This is a genomic window from Microbispora sp. NBC_01389 (assembly GCF_045040095.1).
Taxonomy (GTDB): domain Bacteria; phylum Actinomycetota; class Actinomycetes; order Streptosporangiales; family Streptosporangiaceae; genus Microbispora.
In genome coordinates this window covers 3053062-3074370 of record NZ_CP109552.1, presented here as the reverse complement: position 1 = coordinate 3074370, position 21309 = coordinate 3053062, and the positions used below count along the sequence as shown (strand labels likewise).

Sequence of the window (21309 nt, the reverse complement as noted above, 5' to 3'; positions counted from 1 at the left end):
CGGCCACGCTCCGCGGCCGTGCTTGTCGACCTTGGGACCATCCCCGCGTGCGCGGGGAGCACAGGCCCTACGAAAACCTCGGCAGCCCCGGGACGGGACCATCCCCGCGTGCGCGGGGAGCACGCGTTCAACGAGGGCGCGGACGCGGCCCGCCGGGGACCATCCCCGCGTGCGCGGGGAGCACTACTCGTTCGGATGTTGTCCCCACGGCTATGTGGGACCATCCCCGCGTGCGCGGGGAGCACGTGTTTGCCGCGCCGAGCTGCTCCTTGGTGGCGGGACCATCCCCGCGTGCGCGGGGAGCACACTGGCTGACCTGCTGCTTTATCTGGCTGAGAGTCTAGTTTTGAGCACTTGTAGAGATTTGGACATTTCCGACATATTCGACGATGGGTCGGCCCTGCGGATTTCTGTTGCGGTTTCCTACCCCGGGTTGGCCTGGCCTCCGCGGCCGTAGCGGCGGCGTTGTGCGGCCTTGCTCCAGCCGGAGGGAGCGGGCGTGGCGGCGCTCACGGTGGGCTGATCCTTGGGACGGCGGAGCAGGATGAGGCCCTCGTGATCAATTGGATGCCACTTATGGTCGTAGGTCTCGAAGGTGAAGCCCTGCTCGTTGTCCGTGGTGTAGGCGAGAAGGGCGCGGCCGGTGTCGGCGTAGTGCTGGACCTCGTTCCAGAGCGCTTCCCGAATCCGCGCGGAGGGGCCGCCGATGAAGACGCCGGGTGAGATTTCCATCAGCCACCGGGTGAGGAAGCCGCGCAGGCCGGCAGGGCAGCGGGTGAGGACGATGACCGTCACCAGTCCACCTCGTAGTATTCGCCGTCGTAGTTGCGGCCGGCCTCGAGTTCTACGCCGTGGTCACTTTGGAGTGTGACTCGGTCGATGTCGTTTCCGGTGGGGTCGTCGCCTCCTCCGTCGGTCAGGAGGAGATGCTTGATGTCCTTCACACACCGCCGCAGGAGACCGATCTTGTTCACGTGATCGCGGATGGCGCGGCGGGTGAAAGAGCCGACGTCTTCCGGGCTTTCTGCGGCGATGTCGAAGGCGATCGGCAGGGCGATCTCGGTCTTGTACAGGTCGGCGATGTCCAGGACGAAGGCCAGTTCGTGGCCGGAGTGGATGAATCCGAGGCCGGGGGCGCAGCCCAGGGCGTGCACGGTGGTCTGGGCGATGCCGTACATGCATTGGGCGGCCGCGGTGACCGCCTGGTTGACGGGGTCGCCGGAGTCGAATGAGCCAGGGGTGTAGACGCGACCGTTCCAGGGGATCCCGACGCGGGCGGCCTGTGCCCGGTAGGAGTCTTTGACCCGGCGGCCTTCCCTGCCGAGAAGTTCGTGCCGGGTGAGGCCGTCGGGGTTCTCGTTCGGGAAGCGCATGCGGTACATCTCGCGAGCGACTTCCAGGCGCGTGCGCCGGTTGGCCCACTTGGTGGCCTGCGCTTCTACGAAGGTGGAGGACCGGTTGAGGGATCGGCCGCCGGAATAGAAGCGCACGCCGTGCTCCCCCACCCATACGACTCCCGCTCCACTGTCCCCGAGGACGCTCATCGCCTGGTGGGTGACCCGGGTACCGGGGCCCAGCAGCAGGGTTCCGATGGTGGCGGAGGGGATGTGGGTGATGCCGTTGGCGTCTTCGGCGGTGATGGCGTTGTCCTCGCGGTGCAGGGTGCAGCGTTCGAGGTAGATGAAGGAGATCCGGTCACTGATTCGGGTGAGTTCGCGAGGTGAGGAGGCTCCTCGCCGGCCTACTGTCGCCATGAGTCACGCCTTGACCAGAGTCATCAGGCCACAGCCGTAGCCTTTGGCCTTCCCCAGGCCGTGAGTGAGGGTACGCCGCAGTACGGCGGGGTCGGTCACCTCCAGGCGTCCGTCGAAGGTGACGGAGACCAGAGTGACCGGCTTGCCTTGGCCGGCCTTGGTGAAAGCGAGCTCCCGCCGGTTGTGGACGACGAGTTCGTGGCGGTCCCGTTCGGGGACCAGCTGATGCTCCGATGCCTTCTCAATGACACGGAATCCGGCGTTGTCCTGGCGCTGCAGGAGCCAGCCCATCTGATGCCGTACTCCGACGTGCGCGGTGATCTTGGTGGGTTCGTCGTCCTTTCGGCGGGCGGTGTGAACGGGGTTGGCGGTAAGCCGGAACGCCCACCGCTGGCCGGCCGCTAGCAGGTCGAGGAACGGCCCGTAGTCGAAGGTTTCCCAGCGGCCGGTCTGCGGCCAGCCGACCTGTTCCACGAGGTGGGTGAGGTCGGGCTTGGCGGGGCTGACGATGTGGAGGTGCGTCGCGGTGGGGCTGTCCTGATCGATGCGCCACAGAACGCGGGGGCCCTGTCCGGCGGGCGCGGGGATCTCCGCGAAGGACGACATCACCGCCGCGTGCATCCGTTGGGGTGAGGACAGCAGCCGCCGGGCGCCGACGCGGGCGGTGTTGATGCGGAAGCGGGTCAGGTACATCAGGCGCCTCGCAGGACGGCGGTGGGGTCGTGGCTCAGTGGGAGCGGAACGCGTGCGGTGGGGTTGGGCACCCCAGGGACGGTGATTCGCCGGACGCCGCGCAGAGCGTAGCGGCGGTGCAGCGGGTCGAAGCTCAGCGGCTGGTCACGCAGGGTGTCGACCGCGCCGTCCGCCGGTGTGGCTTCGATCAGCGCTTCCAGTTCGACGTGCTGTTGGGTTCGGTGTCGCCGCTGGTACCAGCGCGATGCCCGCCATTCCTGCCGCGCGAGCGCATCCTCAAGGGTGAGGTCGTTCCGCACGCCCAGGTCGACGGGCCGGGACGGCGGGCAGGAACGGCGGCCGAGGTAGGGCAGGAAGACCGGGTCGCGCAGCGCCCGGTGCAGCTCTTCCACCAGGCCCTGCTCACCTTCGACGCCTGCCACGAACACCGCGTCGGCAAGGTAGTACCGCTCCGACACCGGCATGGCAGCGTCGGTGTCGAAGCGGTGGGCGGTGTGGAAGTCGCGCAAGCGCGTGCCGGGCTGATCGATCCGCACGCCGAACTTCAGCGCGGCCAGGTCGGCGAGGTCGTCGCCCCGCAGGCGGCCCTGCGCGGCGGCGAGCAGCCCGACGACCCCGCTCTTGGTGGGGGCGGCCTCGGTGGATCGTCGGGCGAAGCGGGAGGAGGAGCCCCAGGCCTGCAAGGGTCCGGCGAGCTGCATCAGCAGAACGCTCATGCACCGGCCTGCCTGCGGGTGACCTCGGCCCCGACCTCCGCGACCAGGTCCGGCAGGGACAGAACGGTGCCGAGACCGGCCAGGGCCTCGGTGCTCCCGCCCACCCGCAGCACCCAGGTGGGAGTGTCCTGGGCGATGCCGTAGGCGCGTTCGATCTCGGGCATGTAGGCGGCGAGCCGCTCGCACGCCTGCCCCATGTGGCCGCCGATCTCCGGCTCGGCCCGGCAGGGCTCCTCGAAGGCCGCGACGACGTTGATGGGCCGTGAGGTACGCAGCTTCACGACCACCGCGTCGGGCATGGTGTGGTTGGCGAAGGTGTTGATCTTTCCGGTGGGCAGCGAGGTCAGGAAGCACTCGACGAACGCCTCGGTGGCGCGGCGCACCGGCTCGGTCACCGGCTCGTCGTCGCGCAGCCCTTTGCCCAGGTTGGCGCGCAACAGATCCACATCGAGCGCGGCGTAGCGGTAGAGGGTGGCGGAGTTGAACTCGACCGTTCCGATCATGCCCGCGCCCAGGTCGTCGTCCTCGCGCTCCTTGTAGTCGTCGACCGCGGTGTAGTAGTCGGACTCGATGTCCACCGGGTGCACGCTGAGGGCGTGGGCGACCTGTGCGGCGGCGTCAACGTTGATGTCGGAACCGTCGGCCACCATCCGGCCGAACAGGGCGATGTCGACCGAGTGCCGGGCGTTGGCGATCTGACGGGCGCGGTCCTTGTTGGCCTTGTCCTTGAAGAAGTCCGGGCCGGAGCCGTGCGCCTTGACCGCGAGCTCGGCCAGGCCCCGCAGCTGGTGGGCGCTGAGGAACATCAGGTACTTCGACTCCGGTGCGGGCGGCTCCGGGTTGTCCTTGGCCGCGGTCGCCTTGCGCTTGGGCACCTCGACCTTGGATCCGGTCGCCGTCTGGATCGTCTCGGCGGCCAGCTTCCACGCCTGGGCCTGCTCGATCGAGTCGTCCAGTTCGGCGATGTGCTCGGCGAGCACCTCGGCCACTCGCCGGGTGCGGACCCCCAGCTCGGCGGGGTCCAGCCGCCCGTGGAACGCGTGCCGGGTGGCCCGCTTCCAGGCCTGGCTCGACACCCGGGCCCTGCGCACTCCGCCGTACACGGCGCTCTTGGGGGTGCCGGTGTCGTCCCGGTTGAGGCAGCTGGGAGGGACGGTCTGCAGGGCGTGTACTTCCACGATGGTGCGTGTCATCACATGTCCTTGTCGGTGGGGTCGTCGTCGCTCGCGGAGGAGCTGTCCGGGGTGCTGTCGGAGGAGCCGTCTGGGGAGGCGGGGGGGAGGTAGGCGTGGAAGCCTCGCCCCCAGCTGTGGCGGACCTGGCGCAGCCCGTCGGGCCACTGGGCCTGGTAGAGCTGCCGGGCGAGCAGGCCGTAGTCCAGCGGGATGTAGGCTCCGCGCAGCAGGGAGACGATCTCCCGCAGCCGGTAGGCGAGCGCGTCGAGGGAGGTGGCAGTGCCCGTGCGGACGAAGCGGCGCCGGATCGGCTCGTCGATCCCGCCCTTGGGCATCAGCCGGCGGACGGCGGCACCCAGGTCTGCCCGGGGGCGGTGCATCCTGTCCGTCGTGCGCGACTGCTGGTGCAGCGCGTACAGGGTCACCGCCAGGAACAGGGCGGATTCGGCCCTGTCCTTCACCTGCTCGGAGTCACGCTCGCTGAGCCCTTGCTCGCCGTACAACCGCTCGATGCCGGCGATGCCCCACAGGTCCGGGGCCTCCTGGGGGAGTTTGCCGGCGCCACGTCGCAGCCTCGCCAAGGTGGCGACCGCCGTACTCCGATCGGCGAGGTATCCCGCCTGCAGTTCGGCGATGTAGGCGCCCGCGACCTCGCCGACCACCTGGCCGACAGGACGGCGGGTCGGGGTGGGTGCGGTCATGTCCGTGCCTCCAGTTCGTCGAGAGCCTTGCCGGGTGAGTCGGTCGCGGCCAGCGGCAGCGCTTTGCGTAGCCTGGCGTGGAAGCTCCGCTCGGCACCGGGTGCATTCAGCCACAGCGCCTGACCCTGCTTGGTTTCGATCACGCGCCCTTCCCATGCGGCGTCACCGGCCTCGCGCAGCACCTCATAGCCCAGTCGCCTGACCATGTCGTGGGCTTGCTGCTGCCAGACCGCGCGCACCCGGCTGGGGTCGTCCTGCGGACGGAGATCGGCGAGCCATGCGCGGAACGGTCCATCGAGAGTGGCGAACGCGAGATGCCGTGCCGCCTCCTTGGGTGGTTCGGTCTCGGCTCCGGCGGCGAAGGCGAGGTCGGCGGCGAAGTAACCCAGCGCGCTCACCGCGGCCTCGGCGTCGGCGACCGCGTCGACGGCCGCCTGTCCCAACCCGTGATCTTCTCGATGCAGCAGCACGAGCGGCATGGTGACGGAGTCATCGATGATCTCGTCGATGACCGACTGCTGCGTGCCGTACACGACGCCGAACAGGCGTGCCCGGATCAGGAAGGCGGGCAGGTCGCCTTCGACGCTGAGACGAGCCGCCCAGTCGAGAATCCGGGGCCGCACGATGGCGGCGGCCTCTCCGCGTTGCTCCCCGCTGGGGGCGTTCCCGGCGATCAGCGCGCCGAGCCCGCGCCAGGCGCTGCGGCTGGGATCGTGCTCGCGCGGCCAGTAGACCTGGGCCAGGCCCAGCTTCTTCTCCTGGGCCGGGCTGCGCCGCCAGCCGGTCATCGGCTCCAACTGATGCTTGTTGTGCGGCGCGAGGGTATCGCCGTAGCCGAGGATCGCCCCCGTCACGCCGTGCGCGTCGTAAGTCAGCCGCACCCGCCGGGACTGCCAGGTGTACAGGTCACGCACCCCCGCCGGGCGGCTGCTCAGCTCCAGCGGATCCATCTGACCGGGACCCGGGGACGGGTGACGCCAGGCCGGGAGGTCGCGAGCGGGGTCGGTGCGCAGGTTGTCGGTGTCGAAGGCGATCAGGTTGAGCAGCAGCGTCTCGCTGAGGGTGTCGCCTTCCACGAGAACGCCGCCGAGGTTGCCGGCCCAGCCGACACCGAGGGGGTAGACCTTGCCGTTCTTGACCCTCGGGTCGCCCTTGGCACCGGTCTTGATGCCCGAGGTGTCGAAGGCATGCGCGTGCAGGAGCCAGCGTGCGGCCTCGGCGAAGCCGAGCCGGGGCGCACCGCGGGCACGCATGGTGAAGAAGGGCGCGCCGTTGGGGACATCGGCGACGATGCGGTCCGGCGAGCCCGCCTCGCCGGCGATCTCCAGGCGGGCGCACTGCAGGAAGGGCTCGGTGGGGTGCAGCAGATCGAACCGGTGCCGGTGCTCATTCAGGTAGGCGGTGATGTCCTCGACGGGAAGGCCGCCGTCCCACAGCTCCTGCCACTGTTCCAGGTCGACCGGGCCCTGGATCGCGTCATGCGTGATCGCGAGCAGCAGGCGCAGCAGCGCGAACTCCTGGGTGGGAACGTCACCCACCAGCCGCTGCACCTGGGCGGCCTGTTCGAAGACCTCTCGCAGCGACAGCTCGTCCTCGGTGCCGTCCCGCATCCGGACCGGGAGCCAGCGACACCGAGTCAGGTCGAACGACGGATCAGCTCGCATCAGTCACCTTCAGACCGTCCTCGTGGGAGTAATGCAGGGCGTAGCCTGCCAGTTGGGTCCGACAGTTCTCGTCGAGCGTGAGGATCAGCTCTCCGGCCAGCCAGTGGCTCTCCTTCGACTGCCAGGCCGGGACGCAGTCCGCCTCCAGCTGCTCGATCGCCCGGTCCATCGTCTCGGGAACCGAGAAGTGGTGCGGCAGTCGCAGAGCGCACGCGGCCACGATGCGCGCGACCCTGGGCTCGGGCACCGAATCCGTGGGCAACTCCACGCCGCCTCGTCCTCGCGACAGCCACGGCACCGTGGTCAGGGTGCCGTCGCGGCGACGCTGGACGACCAGCACCTCCAGCGACTCCTGGGTATCCCGGACCTGGGCGCGGCCCCTGCGGGTGTCGTCGGCGTCACCCACCCCGGCTTCCACCCAGCCGACAAGAGCACGGCCGGGCCTGCCCACATAACTGATCTGAAAAGCGTCGGCCTTCTCGCGCTGCGTCGCCTGGTGCAGCTCGTGGGCGGCGCGGGCGCGGACCATCGCCTCCTGCCACGCCTGCGGGCCGACCTGCTGGTCGCTGTAGGCGCACTGCACAAGCGAGCTGATGTCGTCCGGCAGCCATACGACATTCCGCTTCGGCGCGGTACCGGTGAGAAAGGGCTCCAGCACGGCGGCCGACCGCAGCAGGGCGTGTAGTCGGTAGACGCGCTTGGAGCCGGGCACCGGCTCGACCGGCACGGCCGCCCAGTCCGCACCGGTCACCAGGCATCGGGCTGTCCGCAGCCGTACGGGGCGGTCGGCTTGGCCTTTGCCTCGCTGGTGGCGGTGAAGTCTGCCTATCCGCTGTAACAGAAGGTCAATCGGGCACAGGTCGGACACGAGTAGGTCGAAGTCGACGTCCAGGGACTGCTCAGCGACCTGGCTCGCAACGACGATGTGCGCGCTGGCGGGCCGGTTGTGGCTTTTGTCCGGAGGTCCGAACAGCTCCAGCAGCAGGGCGTCCTTCGCCAAACGGTCCAGGTCCAGGAAGCGGGCATGGGCCACGGTCACATGCTCGAATCGTTCGCGCAGGTAGGCCGCGGTTTCCAGCACCCGGTCCACCGTGTTGCGGATCACCAGCGCGCAGCCGCCCTCGGCCAACTCCTTCGCCAGGCGATCCCCCAGCGTCGGCAGGTCGTCGGCGAGAGGCTCAAGGTGCACGTCGGTCGTACGCCCAGAGCCCTCCACCGCTTCGATCACCGGCGGCCGATCTCGTTCAACCGCTGTGAGCAACGGGTAGTCGTCGGCGGCCTCGATCTCAGCGAACCCGGCCGTCCCTGCGTACGCCTCGGCCAGCTCGCGGCGTCGCCGGGCCGGGAGCGTCGCCGAGAGCACCACCACCGGCACGCCGTACGCGCCGAGCCAGGACAGCACCCGGTCCAGATAGGAGTTCATGTAGGAGTCGTAGGCGTGTGCCTCGTCGATCACGACCACCTTGCCGGCCAGGGCCAGATGACGCAGCGCCAGATGACGGCTCTTCAACCCCATGAACAGGAGCTGATCGATCGTCCCCACACCGAACGAGGCCAACATCGCCTTCTTCCGGCCCCGCAGCCACTGGTGCGCGATCAACTCGGCCGAGGCCGCCCGATCATCGCTACCCGGACTCCACACCTCTCGGCCACCGTCGGTGTCGACGCCACGCACTGACCGCCGACCGGCCCGGATCAAGTCGGCGTACGCCTCGTTGAGCGCCGCCTTGGAATGCGCCAGGTGTACCGAGTGCCGTCCCTCCTGGCCTGAGAAGACCCTGCCCAGCCACGTCAGCAGCCGGGGAAACATCGCGTTGCCCGTCGCCATCGTGGGCAGTGCGACGAAACAGCCGCCGGCTCCCGACTGGTGGGCGAAGACCTCCGCCACGGCCAGGGCCGCTTCGGTCTTGCCTTCGCCCATCGGCGCCTCGATGACAAGGAGACCCGGGCGGGCCATGGATCTCGCGATCTCGACGGCGCAGCGCTGCACCGGTCGGATCCTCGCATCAGTGGGCAGGGTGAAACGCGAGAAGAACAGCTCCGCCACATCGCCGGCCGGATGCGCCGCCTGCCACGGTGCCGGCAAATTCAGACCGTGCCACGCCGCTCTGACGCGTTCCTGGTCACTAACGCTTTGAGCATCGGGGAAATACGGGAAGAGATCGGGGTTGCTGGCGATCCAATCAGCGACGATGACCAGGCCGGTCAAAAGCACCTGCGCTTGCTGTGGCAGTTTTACCGTCTGCCACGCCGGAAATCTTTCCCGAAGTCGGCACAGATCAGCACACCGGTCAAGAAACTCCCATTGAACCTCTCGCCACAGCACCGCGCATTCCCGCGTACGAAGCAACTGCGGGCGATCGACCACCTGCTTGATATCCAGGGCCGTCGGCGGCACCCCATGGTGGCCACCGGCGACGATCGCGAACTGCAGAGCGGACGACTTTCGCCAGCCGTACCGCTCCGCCATCCACTCCTGCAAGAGAACCAGGCCGGCGAGGCCATGCGGGGCGAGCTTCCGGTCGGGGAACCGCTTCTGAAGCGGCATGTCCAGCCCTTCGGCCCGCATGCCGTCGGCAAGCAACTCCACCTGACATGCGAAAGCCGGCGTTGCCTTGCCGATATCGTGTGTCATCGCCGACCACACCACGAGACAACGAGCATCCGCTTCACCGCCGGGAAGCGCGTCCGACAGTATCCGCCATACCTGAGCCGGGACCCACTCATCCCACAACAACCCGGCTACGGCCCCGCTGTCAGCCATATGCCGCCACAACGGCAACCAGCCATCGCTGTCACGGTCATGCTTGGCCCACACCGCTCGCGCCGCCCTGGAAAGCCCTTCGGCGAGCTCGGCACCTACTGGCTCTTCATCGACCACAGAATCATCCCAATAAGCAGCGACGGCCTGCGTGTCACTCCGAATTCGTGACAACCCGAAACGTAACAGAGGAGAGGTGCTCTTCAAGGGCGAACTACGGATTGACCTGCTTCTTGTCACCCATGGCCGGACTCGCACTTTTGTCCACTCTAACCACATTTGCGCCATACCGGCCCCAGATGAGCCATCATTCGCGACCGTCTTCTCGGCGCTAGCGCAGCAACTTCTGTGCCCAGATGAGAGCCGCGCCGGCGGCAGCCCCGCCCGCGATCACGGACTGCGGCTGATTCCCGCCGGCGAGGTGAGTGAGGACGCCAGTGGCGCAGCCGACCAAGGTCGCGAACAGAAGGAGCACGAAGCTCTTCAAGTCGAGGAGCGGCTCCGGTTCCTTCGCCATAGAACCTCCTGAGGGGGAAGATGAAGCTCTATCGTTCGCATGTTGCCGTTCTTTGAGCGAGGAATCTACCACAGGAAGAACCGCGAGTAGGGCTATAAGAGAGGCCTCCTCGCCGACGACCAACCTCACGAAGAGTAATCGATCCAGTTCAGCCGCCGTGCCAACCGCTCAATCACGTAGGCCATCATGGGAGATGGCATGCTCCCCATGACATGGGGATGGTCCCATGCGGACGATAGTAGTAACCGTGCTCCCCGCGCACGCGGGGATAGTCCCAGCTCGCCACACCGCGAGCCCGCCGCCGCGCCGCGCCGGGGCCGTCCTCGCATTGACGGCCCTGGCGCCCCGCCAGGCACGTCAAAGCGATCGACCATCCAAGACCCAAAGCCAATACAGTCCGAAATGTCCGAGTCTACGAAAGTGCTCGTAATGTCGTCACGCGGCTCGCGTCTTCGCAGGTCGTGAAGTGTGCTCCCCGCGCACGCGGGGATGGTCCCGGGCCGCAGAGAAGGCGCTCACGGGCGGCTACGTGCTCCCCGCGCACGCGGGGATGGTCCCTTCACCATCAGCACGCCCGCCACCGCGGGGCAGTGCTCCCCGCGCACGCGGGGATGGTCCGTCCTGCTCCTCGATCGTCCTGGACGGCTTCACGTGCTCCCCGCGCACGCGGGGATGGTCCCGTGCGCGCCTGGGACTCCCTCACCCTCGGCGTGTGCTCCCCGCGCACGCGGGGATGGTCCCAGCCCTGGGCCGCCCTCATCGCCACCGGCCTCGTGCTCCCCGCGCACGCGGGGATGGTCCCAGGATCGTCGGCTTGCTCGCGACCTGAGGCGGGTGCTCCCCGCGCACGCGGGGATGGTCCCGGTTCGAGGTGCTCGCGCGCGGCCCTGCTGAAGTGCTCCCCGCGCACGCGGGGATGGTCCCAACCCGAAGCCGCCCCGGTCGCTGGACGAGCCGTGCTCCCCGCGCACGCGGGGATGGTCCCGGACATCCGTCGCACTGTTGAAACACTAGATCGTGCTCCCCGCGCACGCGGGGATGGTCCCGCCGGGTTGGAGCTGTTCGGCCCGGCGATCACGTGCTCCCCGCGCACGCGGGGATGGTCCCAGGGCCACCTGCGCGGCGCATTCCGTTGGAATGTGCTCCCCGCGCACGCGGGGATGGTCCCTGGCGGTGCTGGTCACCACCCGGCGCGGTGAAGTGCTCCCCGCGCACGCGGGGATGGTCCTCCCCTCGACCTCCCGATCGAGTGGCGGCACAAGTGCTCCCCGCGCACGCGGGGATGGTCCCGGGACGAGCATGGCCGGGGCCTTCTTGGTGCCGTGCTCCCCGCGCACGCGGGGATGGTCCCTGGACTCCCAATCCGATTGACGAGCCCTGTATGTGCTCCCCGCGCACGCGGGGATGGTCCCGTCAACCATTTCCCTTGTGAACCTACGCGGAAGTGCTCCCCGCGCACGCGGGGATGGTCCCTCGGGAAGACCGACGTGGACGTGCATGTCACCGTGCTCCCCGCGCACGCGGGGATGGTCCCGCCGCGATTCAGGCGGCCATCTCGACCGGCCTGTGCTCCCCGCGCACGCGGGGATGGTCCCATCATCCGCGCGGTCGGGGCCGGTATCCCCGTATGCTCCCCGCGCACGCGGGGATGGTCCCTTCGGACATGGGACTCTCCCTTCGGGAATGCTGTGCTCCCCGCGCACGCGGGGATGGTCCCATTTGTCGGGCGTCCGCGTGCAGGCCCGCGTCGTGCTCCCCGCGCACGCGGGGATGGTCCCTTCATGTACTACCAGGTCCGGGACGGGGACAGGTGCTCCCCGCGCACGCGGGGATGGCCCCTTCATGTACTACCAGGTCCGGGACGGGGACAGGTGCTCCCCGCGCACGCGGGGATGGTCCGGTCTGAGGCGCTGCGTGATTAGGGGGTGTGCTGTGCTCCCCGGTGAGCCCCTCGGTCAGGCAGGCGAGGAGTCATGGCTACGCTTGCCGTCGTGGCAGATGGGGACGCGTATGTCGAGCTCAGCCGGGAGCAGTGGCGTGACCTGCGCAGGAACACGCCGCTCACGCTCACCGAGGCGGAGCTGCGGGAGCTGCGCGGCGTCCACGACCCGATCGACCTGTCCGAGGTCACCGACGTCTACCTGCCGCTCACCCGGCTGCTGAACCTGCACTTCACCGGCTCGCGGCAGCGCGGCGCCGCCGTCGGCGCGTTCCTCGGCGAGCACAGCGCGCCCCCGCCGTACGTGCTGGGCATCGCGGGCAGCGTCGCGGTCGGCAAGTCGACCACGGCGCGGCTGCTGCACACGCTGCTCGCCCGCTGGCCCGAGCACCCCCGCGTCGACCTGATCACCACCGACAGCTTCCTCCATCCCAACAAGGTGCTGGAGGAGCGCGGGATCACGCACCGCAAGGGCTTCCCGGAGAGCTACGACCGGCGGGCGCTGGTGAGTTTCGTGGCCGACGTGAAGGCGGGCCGTCCCGCGGTCGAGGCGCCCGTCTACAGCCATCTGGAGTACGACATCGTGCCCGGCGCGACACACGTCGTCGACCGGCCGGACATCCTGATCGTGGAGGGGCTCAACGTCCTGCAGCCCGCGCCGCCGGACGCCCTCGCCGTCTACGACTACTTCGACTTCTCCATCTACGTGGACGCCCGGATCGAGGACATCCGCACCTGGTACGTCGAGCGCTTCCACAAGCTGCGCCGTACGGCCTTCGCGGACCCGAAGTCCTACTTCCGGCACATCGCGGCGCTCTCGCACGAGGAGGCGACCACGTTCGCGCAGGGCGTCTGGCGCGACGTCAACGAGCGCAACCTGGTGGAGAACATCGCGCCGACGCGCGAGCGGGCCGGGCTGATCCTCCACAAGGGTTCCGACCACTCGGTCACCCACGTACGGCTCCGCCGTACCTGATAATCGTCTGGTGCTGCATCTGCGGGTGATCGCCCCTTATGAGCGTACGGACCGGGTCGTCGAGGCGCTCGACCGCACGCCGGGCGTCACCAACATCGTGGTCCTGACCAAGGCGGCCCGGCGGCCTGAGGGCGACATGGTGCTCGCCGACGTCGCCAGGGAGGCCGCCAACACGGTCATCGAGGAGCTCAAGGCGCTCGGCCTGGAGGAGGACGGCTCGATCACGGCCGAGGAGATCGAGCTGTCCATCTCCCGGGGAGCCGACGAGGCGGAGGAGCGGGCGCCCGGCGAGGGCGAAGACGCGGTGGTGTGGGACCAGTTCGAGGCGCGGGTCGCCCTCGACAGCCGCATCACCTGGGCGTTCCTGACGTTCCTCACCATCGCCACCCAACTGGCGGCCATCGGTGTGGTCATCCCCTCACAGATCCTCATCGTCGGCGCCATGGTGCTCGGTCCCGAATTCGGCGCGGTGGCGGCGGTCTCCTTCGGCCTGCTCGGCCGCCACTGGCGGCTCATCGGCGCGGCGGCCCGTACGCTCACGGTCGGCTTCGCGGTCGCGGTCGCCGTCACCCTGGCCTGCGCACTCGCGGCGCGCGGCCTCCACTGGATCTCCCCCGAGACGCTGCGGCACCACGACGAGGTGCGCTTCATCGTGACGCCCGACAAATGGTCCTTTATCGTGGCGCTGCTCGCCGGAGCCGCCGGCGTACTGTCGATCACGGCGGGCAAGTCGTCGGCCCTGGTCGGCGTCTTCATCTCCGTCACCACCGTCCCCGCGGCCGGCTACATGGCGGCGGCCCTCGCGCTGGGCCGCTGGGACGACGTCGGCGGCTCCGCGCTGCAGCTCGTCGTGAACCTCGCCGGCATGGTCGTCGCGGGCACCTCGACGCTGTTCCTCCAGCGCCTCCTGTGGAGCCGGTACGGCGGAAGTCGCGCGTGACAGGCATACCTGAGGCGTAGATCGGTTCCTCCATCAGACGGAGGCCCGGCGGGGGCGTCGCCGAGTAGGGTGCCAGTCATGACAGCGAGCGCGACTCCATGCATCGCGACCGAGGGGCTGACCAAGCGGTTCCCCCGCGTCACGGCGCTCGACCACCTCACCGTCGCGGCCGGGACCGGCGTGACCGGCCTGGTCGGCGCCAACGGCGCGGGCAAGTCCACCCTGATCAAGATCCTGCTCGGCCTGGTGCCACCCACCTCGGGGAGCGCCTCGGTGCTGGGCCTGGACACGGCCACCCAGGGCCTGGAGATCCGGCGGACCGTGGGCTACATGCCCGAGCACGACTGCCTGCCCCCGGACATCTCGGCGACCGAGTTCGTGGTCCACATGGCCCAGATGTCCGGCCTGCCGCGCACCGCGGCCCGTGAGCGCGCGGCGGACACGCTGCGCCATGTCGGGCTGGACGAGGAGCGCTACCGCCCGATGGGGGGCTACTCCACCGGCATGCGGCAGCGCGTCAAACTCGCCCAGGCCCTCGTCCACGACCCTCGGCTGGTCTTCCTCGACGAGCCCACCAACGGGCTCGACCCGCAGGGCCGCGACGACATGCTGGGGCTGATCCGGCGGGTCGGCACCGAGTTCGGCATCAGCGTCCTGGTCACCTCCCACCTGCTCGGCGAGCTTGAGCGGGTGTGCGACCACGTGATCGTCATCGACGGCGGGCGGCTGCTGCGCTCCTCGGCGATCCGGGAGTTCACCCGGGCCGAGCAGACCATCGCGGTGGAGGTCGAGGAGGGGCAGCAGCAACTGGCCGACCGCCTCACGGGCGGCGGCGAGACGGTGGCGGTGCAGGGCAGGCTGCTGACGGTGCAGGTGTCCGCCGACGACCCCGGCCGCACCTACGACGCGGTGCGCGACGCCGTCAGCGACCTCGGTCTCAGCCTCCTGCGACTGGAGCAGCGCCGGGGCCGCATCGAAGATGTGTTCAAGGAGCCGGTGGCATGACGATCGAGCCGACCGCGGTCATCCACGACATCGGATACCGCCACTACGACGGCGTACGGCTCGGGCGCGGCCGGGCGACGCTCGCCCTCGGCGTGCAGAGCCTGCGCGGCGTGTTCGGGCTGGGCCGCACGATCCGCGCCAAGATCATGCCGTTGTTGCTGGCCGCGATCATGGTGATGCCGACGGTCGTGTCGATCGGCGTGATGGCGATCGCCAAGCAGTTCGTCATGCCCTATTCGCAGTACGCCGTCTTCATGCAGGCGGTGATCGCCGTCTTCCTGGCCGCGCAGGCGCCGTACCTGGTCGCGCCGGACCTGCGGTTCCGCGTGCTGCCGCTGTATCTCTCCCGCCCGCTGACCGTGACCGACTACGTCGTGGCGAAGCTGGCCGCGCTGACGGTCGCGCTGTTCTGCCTGATGGCGATCCCGATCACGATCCAGTTCGTCGGCGAGATGCTGATCGACATGCCGATGCCGCTGCACACGGGCGACTTCCTCGGCGCGCTGGGCGGCACGGTCCTGCGCGCGGTGCTGCTGGCCGCCCTGGGCGTCGCCCTGGCGTCGTTCACCCCGCGCCGCGGCCTCGGGGTCGCCGTCGTGATCGCGTTCTACATGTTCACCGCCGCCGTCTCCGGGCTCTTCTACGCCGTGCTCGCCTCGACCGGCCGGGACGACGTGGCCCCCTGGGCCCTGCTCCTCAACCCGTTCTTCCTCGTCGACGCCGTCCAGTCGGCGCTGTTCGGCACCGAACCGGCGGGCGGCGAAGCATACCCCGCGGGCATCGCCTCGGGCCTGATCCTGCTGGCCGTGACCGCCCTGGCCGTGACGGGCGTCCTCCTGCGCTACCGGAAGGCGGCGTCGTGACCACCACGAGTCCCCCCGTGACCACCCGCCAGGGCGTGCTGGAACTCGCCCAGGTCTCCCGCTGGTACGGCAACGTCGTGGCGGTCAACGACGTCACGATGACGATCGGGCCCGGCGTCACCGGCCTGCTCGGCCCGAACGGCGCCGGCAAGTCGACGCTGCTGCACATGATGGCCGGATTCCTCGCGCCGTCGAACGGCACGGCGACCCTGGACAGCCGGCAGATCTGGCACAACCACGACATCTACCGGCAGATCGGCCTGGTGCCCGAGAAGGAGGCCGTGTACGGCTTCCTCACCGGCCGGCAGTTCGTGCTGTCGGCGGCCCGGCTGCACGGCCTGCCGTCCCCCGACGACGCGGCCCGCCGGGCCCTCGACCTGGTGGAGATGACGGAGGCGTCCGGCCGCCGCATCGAGACGTACTCCAAGGGCATGCGGCAGCGCGTGAAGGTCGCCGCGGCCCTCGTCCACGACCCGCAGGTGCTGCTGCTGGACGAGCCGTTCAACGGCATGGATCCGCGGCAGCGGCTCCACCTGATGGACCTCGTCCGCCGGATGGGCGAGGAGGGCCGGACGATCCTGTTCAGCTCGCACATCCTCGAAGAGGTCGAGCGGGTGGCCCACCACATCGAGGTCCTGGTCGCCGGACGGCACGCCGCGTCGGGCGACTACCGGGAGATCCGGCGGCGCATGGCCGACCGGCCGCATCAGTTCCGGGTCAGGTCGAGCGACGACCGGCGGCTCGCCGCCTCCCTCATCGCCGATCTGTCCTCCAGCGCCGTCTCGCTGACGGAGCAGGGCATCGAGGTGCAGGTCACCGACTTCGCGCGCTTCACCGCGCTGCTGCCCCGGACGGCCCGCGACCTCGACGTCCACCTGTGGCAGGTCTCCCCCACCGACGAGGACCTGGAAAGCGTCTTCTCCTACCTCATCTCCGGGAGCTCCCGATGAACACCGTGGTCGCGGACATCACGTACCGGGCCATGCTCGGACGCAAGCGGATCTGGCTGCTGGTGCTGCTCCCGGTGGCGCTCGTCGTGATCGCGCTGCTGCTCAGGCTCATGAACGGCCCGTCCGAGCAGACGGCCGTGACGCTGATGAAGAGCTTCGCGATCGGCACGATGCTGCCGCTGCTCGGGCTGATCGGCGGGACGGGCGTCATCGCCCCGGAGATCGAGGACGGCACGATCATCCACCTGCTGTCCAAGCCGATCTCCCGCCCGGTGATCGCGGTGACGAAGTTCGTGGTCGCGGCCTCCATCATCGCGGTCTTCGCGGCGGTCTCCACGTTCGCCGCCGCCTACCTCCTGACCGGCATGGAGTCGGGCGTCGCGACCGGGTTCACGCTCGGGGCGCTGTTCGGCGCGGTCGCGTACGCGGCGGTGTTCCTGCTCCTGGGCGTGCTCACTCGGCACGCGGTCGCGATCGGCGTGATCTACGCCCTCGTCTGGGAGGGCGTCGTCGGCGGCTACGTGCCCGGAGCGCGCAAGTTCTCCATCCAGCAGTGGGCCCAGTCGCTCGCCGACCACGTCTCCTCGTCGGCCTTCTTCTCCACCGAGGTGACGCTGGGCTTCGCCGTACCGGCCATGGTCATCGTCACCGTCGGGGCGGTCCTGTGGACCGGCCAGCGCCTGCGCTCCCTCTCCCTCACCGGCGACGACTGACCACAGACCGACGCCCCTCGTTGTCGCTACGGTGGGACGCATGACACCGCGCCTGGCGCAACTCCGCCTGACCGAGTTCAAGTCCTTCCGCAACGAGTCCGTGCTGCGGATGGGCGACATGACCGTGCTCATCGGACGGAACAGCAGCGGGAAGTCGAACGCCCTCGACGGGCTGGAAGTGCTCTCCCGGCTTGCCACGGGCGCGGACCTGGTCGACGCTCTCGACAGCCGCCGTGGCGACGAGGGCCCCCTCCGCGGGGGCATCGAGGGATGTCCCCCTCACGGCGCGGACCGCTTCCGTCTGGGTTGCAGCGTCCTGTCGCCTGATCGGACGGGAAACGGCTACGTCGTCCTCCACCTCGACCTCACCGTGAAGGTGAGGCCGGAACCCGAAATCGTCAGCGAGACGCTGTCCGGGGCATCCGGCAAGCTCCGCAACACGAAAGATCCGACGGCAAACATCCTGCACAACCTCCTAAAAACCCGCCAGCCTGCGCCAGGAGGCGGCAGCATCGAGGCCACCTGGTACCGGGGAACCCGCGGACGTGATCGAGCGGCCTCCTTCCGTTCCACCAGGCTGCTGACTGCCCAGCTTCCGCTCCGGCTGGCGCAGGACACCGAGGCGGAAAGGCACGTGGTCCAGGCCGCCAAGGATGTGGTCCAAACACTTCAGGGTGTGTTCCATCTCGATCCCGTCCCGCACCTCATGCGGCAGTACGTGCCTGGGCGTGACGTGCGGCTGCGGCGGACAGGAGAGAACCTCTCCGCCGTGATCGGCCAGATGGCGGAGCGCGATCCTGACCAGTTCGCCCATCTGGTCGGGCTCGTCCGGGATCTCGTCGAACACGAGGTGACAGGCATCGACGTCATCCGGTCCGAACTGAACGACGTCATGCTCGCGCTGCGAGAGGGCCGTTCCGTCACCCCCGCCCGGGAAATGAGCGACGGCCTGCTGCGCTTCATGGCCATCGCGACAACCCTGATCACTCGTGGCCGGGACGTGGATCTCGGCGGCATGCCGGACCATGAGCGCCCCGTGACCGTGGTCATCGAGGAGCTGGAGAACGGGCTGCATCCCTCGCAGGCCGGCAAGGCCCTCGAACTCGTACGCAGGGCGGTCAAGGACGACGGAGCGCAGGTGTTGTTCACCACGCACAGTCCCGCGCTGCTGTCGGGACTGTCCGCCGAGGACCACAAGTCCGTCATTGTCTGTTCCCGCGACCGGGAGACTCAGGAGTCGACCCTCACGCCCCTGCCCGAGCTGGACGGCTACCCGCGGCTGATGGCCCAGGGAGACCTCGGCTCCGTCGTCACCGCGGGATTGCTGGGCGAGGAGCGTCGCGACGACTTCTCCGAGTTCGACCGTCTCATGGGGATCGGGTGACGGTGGCGCGACGCGTGGAATTCGTGGACACGTCGATCCTGTGCAATCTCCTCGACGTACCGGGCAAGAACCAGCACCAGCGAGAGATCGCGGAAGAGCTGCTGCTCAAGCGACGCCAGTGTGATCTCATCCTGCCCGTCACCGCGGTCATCGAGACGGGCAACCACATTGCGCAACTCCCGAACGGTCACGACCGGCGGGATCGGGCGAAGAAGCTCCACGCCCTCCTCGACCTGGTCGTCAGGGGCGTAGCGCCTTGGGTGCTGCACACGGTGGAGTGGGGCGAGCCCTTCCTGCGCGAGCTCCTCGAAGGCGGCGGTACGGGGATCGGTCTGGCCGATCATGCCATGAGCGGGCTCGGCCTCGGCGACCTGTGCATCCTGACCGAGCGAGAGATGTACAGAGAACGCGTGATCGGCGTCGAGGTCGGGATCTGGACGCTGGACGGACAACTCAAAGCGCACGAGTGACTCCAGACGCGGACGGTGCCGACGTCGGCGTGCCGTGCGTCAGAAGGGTAACTCGGCGAACAGCGGCGGCATGCGTTGAGGACCCCGCCGGGTGGGTGCCCGGCGGGGTCCTCGGAGTGTCGTGGTGTCAGGCGCGCAGGCGCGTGCCGGCCGTACGGGCGGGGGTCAGGCGCAGACCTCTTGGACGACCCCCGCGAGGCGGTCCGCCACGGTCCTCGCCTGCTCCTGTGACGCGGCCTCGACCATGACCCGGATCATGGGCTCGGTGCCGCTCGGCCGGATCAGTACCCGCCCGGTCTCCCCGAGCTCGGACTCCGCCTTCGCGACGGCCTCCCGCAGCTCGGGCGCCGACGCCTTGGACCTGGCCACGTCCCGCACGTTGACGAGGACCTGCGGCAGCTTCGTCATCACCGACGCCAGATCGGCGAGAGAACGGCCCTGCCGCGCCACCTCCGCCATCAGGTGCAGCGAGGTGAGCAGGCCGTCGCCGGTCGTTGCGTGGTCCATCATGATCACGTGACCGGACTGCTCGCCGCCGAGGTTGTAACCGCCGTCCTGCATCGCCTCCAGTACGTACCGGTCGCCGACCGTGGTCTCCACCACGGACAGGCCGGCCTCCCGCAGGGCGATCTTGAACCCGAGGTTGGACATCACCGTGGCGACGACCGTGTCCTTGGCGAGGCGGCCGTCGGCGTGCATCGCCAGGGCCAGGATCGCCATGATCTGGTCGCCGTCGATCTCCTCGCCCGCGGCGGTCACCGCGAGGCAGCGGTCGGCGTCGCCGTCGTAGGCGATGCCGAGGTCGGCGCCGCGTTCGGCGACGGCCTCCCGCAGGGGGGCGAGGTGGGTCGAGCCCACACCGTCGTTGATGTTCAGCCCGTCGGGTGCGGCGCCGATGGTCTCCACGGCCGCGCCCGCGCGCAGCAGCGCCTCCGGGGCGACCATGTGCGCCGCGCCGTGCGCGCAGTCGACGACGATCCGCAGCCCGTCGAGACGGTGGGGCAGGGTGGTCAGCAGGTGCGAGACATACCTGTCCGCCTCGCCGTACGCCTCCCGGACCCGGCCCACGGCCGGGCCCACCGGGCGGTCCCACTTCTCCCCGAGCCGCTGCTCGATCTCGTTCTCCACCGCGTCCGGCAGCTTGTAGCCGCCCCGCGTGAAGAACTTGATGCCGTTGTCGGGCGCGGGGTTGTGCGACGCCGAGAGCATGACACCGAGGTCGGCGCCCAGGGCGTTGGTCAGGTAGGCGACCGCCGGGGTGGGCAGCACACCGAGTCGAAGGACGTCCACGCCGGACGACGCGAGGCCGGCGACCACGGCGGCCTCCAGGAACTCTCCTGAAGCCCGCGGGTCCCGGCCTACGACGGCCATCGGGCGGCCGCGCCGCCCGACACTCGCGTGGAACGCCCCGGCGTCTCCGAGCACGTGCGCGGCGGCCACGGAGAGATCCATGGCCAGTTCCGCGGTGAGGTCGCGCCCGGCGACCCCACGTACCCCGTCGGTGCCGAAGAGGCGCCCCCCGGAGGAGGCGCCTACGGGCTCCCGCGACACGTTAGCGCTTGCTGTACTGCGGAGCCTTGCGGGCCTTCTTCAGGCCGTACTTCTTCCGCTCCGTGGCGCGGGCGTCACGGGTGAGGAAGCCGGCCTTCTTCAGCGGCGGGCGGTTGACCTCGGCGTCCAGGATGGCGAGCGCGCGGGACAGGCCCATGCGCAGGGCGCCGGCCTGGCCGGTCACGCCACCGCCGTCGATACGGGCGATGACGTCGAACGCGTCCTCGGCCCCGAGGACGACGAACGGCTCGTTGATGAGCTGCTGGTGCACCTTGTTCGGGAAGTAGCTCTCCAGCGAGCGGCCGTTGATGGTCCACTTGCCGGTGCCCGGCACGATGCGAACCCGGGCGATGGCCTCCTTGCGGCGGCCGGTGCCGTACGAGTTGCCCGTGGTGACGGGCTTGCGTGCGGCGCCCTCGCCGGCGGGGGCCGACTCGGTGGTGTACTCGGAGGGGAACTCCTCCGGGGAGTAGTCTTCCGGCTCGCCCTCGACGAGCGTCTCGATACCGGTGGGCTCGGCCACGGTTCTCCTCTTAA

Annotated in this window: 19 protein-coding genes and 2 CRISPR repeat arrays (1 of these 21 only partly in view); of the genes, 8 read left to right on the top strand and 11 right to left on the bottom strand. The window is 69.4% G+C overall.

Annotated elements, in window-relative coordinates; translation table 11 throughout:
* Window positions 1-306: direct repeats of the CRISPR family, unit length 29 nt; unit sequence GGGACCATCCCCGCGTGCGCGGGGAGCAC (it extends 1491 nt beyond the left edge of the window).
* A 117-nt stretch (window positions 307-423) separates the two neighbouring features.
* The 9 genes from cas2e to OG344_RS14020 form a co-directional block, all read right to left on the bottom strand.
* Window positions 424-795, bottom strand: a complete 372-nt coding sequence (gene cas2e / locus OG344_RS14060) for a type I-E CRISPR-associated endoribonuclease Cas2e (protein WP_405088584.1) — start codon at window positions 793-795, stop codon at window positions 424-426.
* The gene (cas1e, locus tag OG344_RS14055) at window positions 792-1754 is read right to left on the bottom strand and encodes a type I-E CRISPR-associated endonuclease Cas1e (RefSeq protein ID WP_327043733.1); all 963 of its coding nucleotides are present in this window, start codon (window positions 1752-1754) and stop codon (window positions 792-794) included. The genes cas2e and cas1e overlap by 4 nt, the downstream gene beginning before the upstream one ends.
* A gap of 3 nt (window positions 1755-1757) precedes the next feature.
* Entirely contained in the window at window positions 1758-2447 is a 690-nt protein-coding gene (cas6e, locus tag OG344_RS14050; protein WP_405088583.1) for a type I-E CRISPR-associated protein Cas6/Cse3/CasE, read from the bottom strand.
* Window positions 2447-3163, bottom strand: coding sequence for a type I-E CRISPR-associated protein Cas5/CasD (gene cas5e, locus OG344_RS14045; RefSeq protein ID WP_405088582.1), 717 nt, complete (start codon window positions 3161-3163; stop codon window positions 2447-2449). Before cas5e ends, cas6e begins: the two co-directional genes overlap by 1 nt.
* Entirely contained in the window at window positions 3160-4356 is a 1197-nt protein-coding gene (gene cas7e / locus OG344_RS14040; protein WP_405088581.1) for a type I-E CRISPR-associated protein Cas7/Cse4/CasC, read from the bottom strand. The genes cas5e and cas7e overlap by 4 nt, the downstream gene beginning before the upstream one ends.
* Window positions 4356-5039, bottom strand: coding sequence for a type I-E CRISPR-associated protein Cse2/CasB (casB, locus tag OG344_RS14035; RefSeq protein WP_405088580.1), 684 nt, complete (start codon window positions 5037-5039; stop codon window positions 4356-4358). The genes cas7e and casB overlap by 1 nt, the downstream gene beginning before the upstream one ends.
* Window positions 5036-6703, bottom strand: a complete 1668-nt coding sequence (gene casA / locus OG344_RS14030) for a type I-E CRISPR-associated protein Cse1/CasA (RefSeq protein ID WP_405088579.1) — start codon at window positions 6701-6703, stop codon at window positions 5036-5038. Before casA ends, casB begins: the two co-directional genes overlap by 4 nt.
* Window positions 6693-9584: a CRISPR-associated helicase Cas3' gene (cas3, locus tag OG344_RS14025; protein WP_405088578.1), complete on the bottom strand. Its 2892-nt coding sequence runs from the start codon at window positions 9582-9584 to the stop codon at window positions 6693-6695. The genes casA and cas3 overlap by 11 nt, the downstream gene beginning before the upstream one ends.
* A gap of 211 nt (window positions 9585-9795) precedes the next feature.
* On the bottom strand, window positions 9796-9981 hold the full coding sequence (locus OG344_RS14020) for a hypothetical protein (RefSeq protein WP_327043724.1): 186 nt from the start codon (window positions 9979-9981) through the stop codon (window positions 9796-9798).
* 468 nt (window positions 9982-10449) lie between these two features.
* A CRISPR array of direct repeats spans window positions 10450-11881; the repeat unit is 29 nt; unit sequence GTGCTCCCCGCGCACGCGGGGATGGTCCC.
* A gap of 73 nt (window positions 11882-11954) precedes the next feature.
* Between OG344_RS14020 and coaA the strand changes: the two genes are divergently transcribed.
* From coaA to OG344_RS13980, 8 genes are all read left to right on the top strand, one after another.
* Window positions 11955-12896 (top strand): type I pantothenate kinase, encoded by a 942-nt coding sequence (gene coaA / locus OG344_RS14015; RefSeq protein ID WP_405088577.1) that lies wholly within the window; start codon window positions 11955-11957, stop codon window positions 12894-12896.
* A 10-nt stretch (window positions 12897-12906) separates the two neighbouring features.
* Window positions 12907-13836: a DUF389 domain-containing protein gene (locus tag OG344_RS14010; RefSeq protein ID WP_405088576.1), complete on the top strand. Its 930-nt coding sequence runs from the start codon at window positions 12907-12909 to the stop codon at window positions 13834-13836.
* A gap of 78 nt (window positions 13837-13914) precedes the next feature.
* Entirely contained in the window at window positions 13915-14841 is a 927-nt protein-coding gene (locus OG344_RS14005; protein WP_405088575.1) for an ABC transporter ATP-binding protein, read from the top strand.
* Window positions 14838-15704, top strand: a complete 867-nt coding sequence (locus OG344_RS14000) for an ABC transporter permease (protein ID WP_405088574.1) — start codon at window positions 14838-14840, stop codon at window positions 15702-15704. The genes OG344_RS14005 and OG344_RS14000 overlap by 4 nt, the downstream gene beginning before the upstream one ends.
* 17 nt (window positions 15705-15721) lie before the next feature.
* Entirely contained in the window at window positions 15722-16654 is a 933-nt protein-coding gene (locus OG344_RS13995) for an ABC transporter ATP-binding protein (RefSeq protein ID WP_405088573.1), read from the top strand.
* A complete protein-coding gene (locus OG344_RS13990; protein ID WP_405088572.1) occupies window positions 16651-17367 on the top strand; it encodes an ABC transporter permease in 717 nt (238 codons plus the stop codon). The genes OG344_RS13995 and OG344_RS13990 overlap by 4 nt, the downstream gene beginning before the upstream one ends.
* Before the next feature lie 40 nt (window positions 17368-17407).
* Window positions 17408-18751, top strand: coding sequence for an AAA family ATPase (locus tag OG344_RS13985; RefSeq protein WP_405088571.1), 1344 nt, complete (start codon window positions 17408-17410; stop codon window positions 18749-18751).
* 14 nt (window positions 18752-18765) lie between these two features.
* Window positions 18766-19221, top strand: coding sequence for a hypothetical protein (locus tag OG344_RS13980; protein WP_405088570.1), 456 nt, complete (start codon window positions 18766-18768; stop codon window positions 19219-19221).
* 165 nt (window positions 19222-19386) lie between these two features.
* On the opposite strand, the gene glmM is transcribed toward OG344_RS13980, so the two are convergent.
* Together glmM and rpsI are read right to left on the bottom strand one after the other, a co-directional pair.
* Window positions 19387-20772, bottom strand: coding sequence for a phosphoglucosamine mutase (gene glmM / locus OG344_RS13975; protein WP_405088569.1), 1386 nt, complete (start codon window positions 20770-20772; stop codon window positions 19387-19389).
* Window position 20773: 1 nt separating this feature from the next.
* Window positions 20774-21295, bottom strand: a complete 522-nt coding sequence (gene rpsI, locus OG344_RS13970; RefSeq protein ID WP_327043717.1) for a 30S ribosomal protein S9 — start codon at window positions 21293-21295, stop codon at window positions 20774-20776.
* Between the last annotated feature and the right edge of the window lie 14 nt (window positions 21296-21309).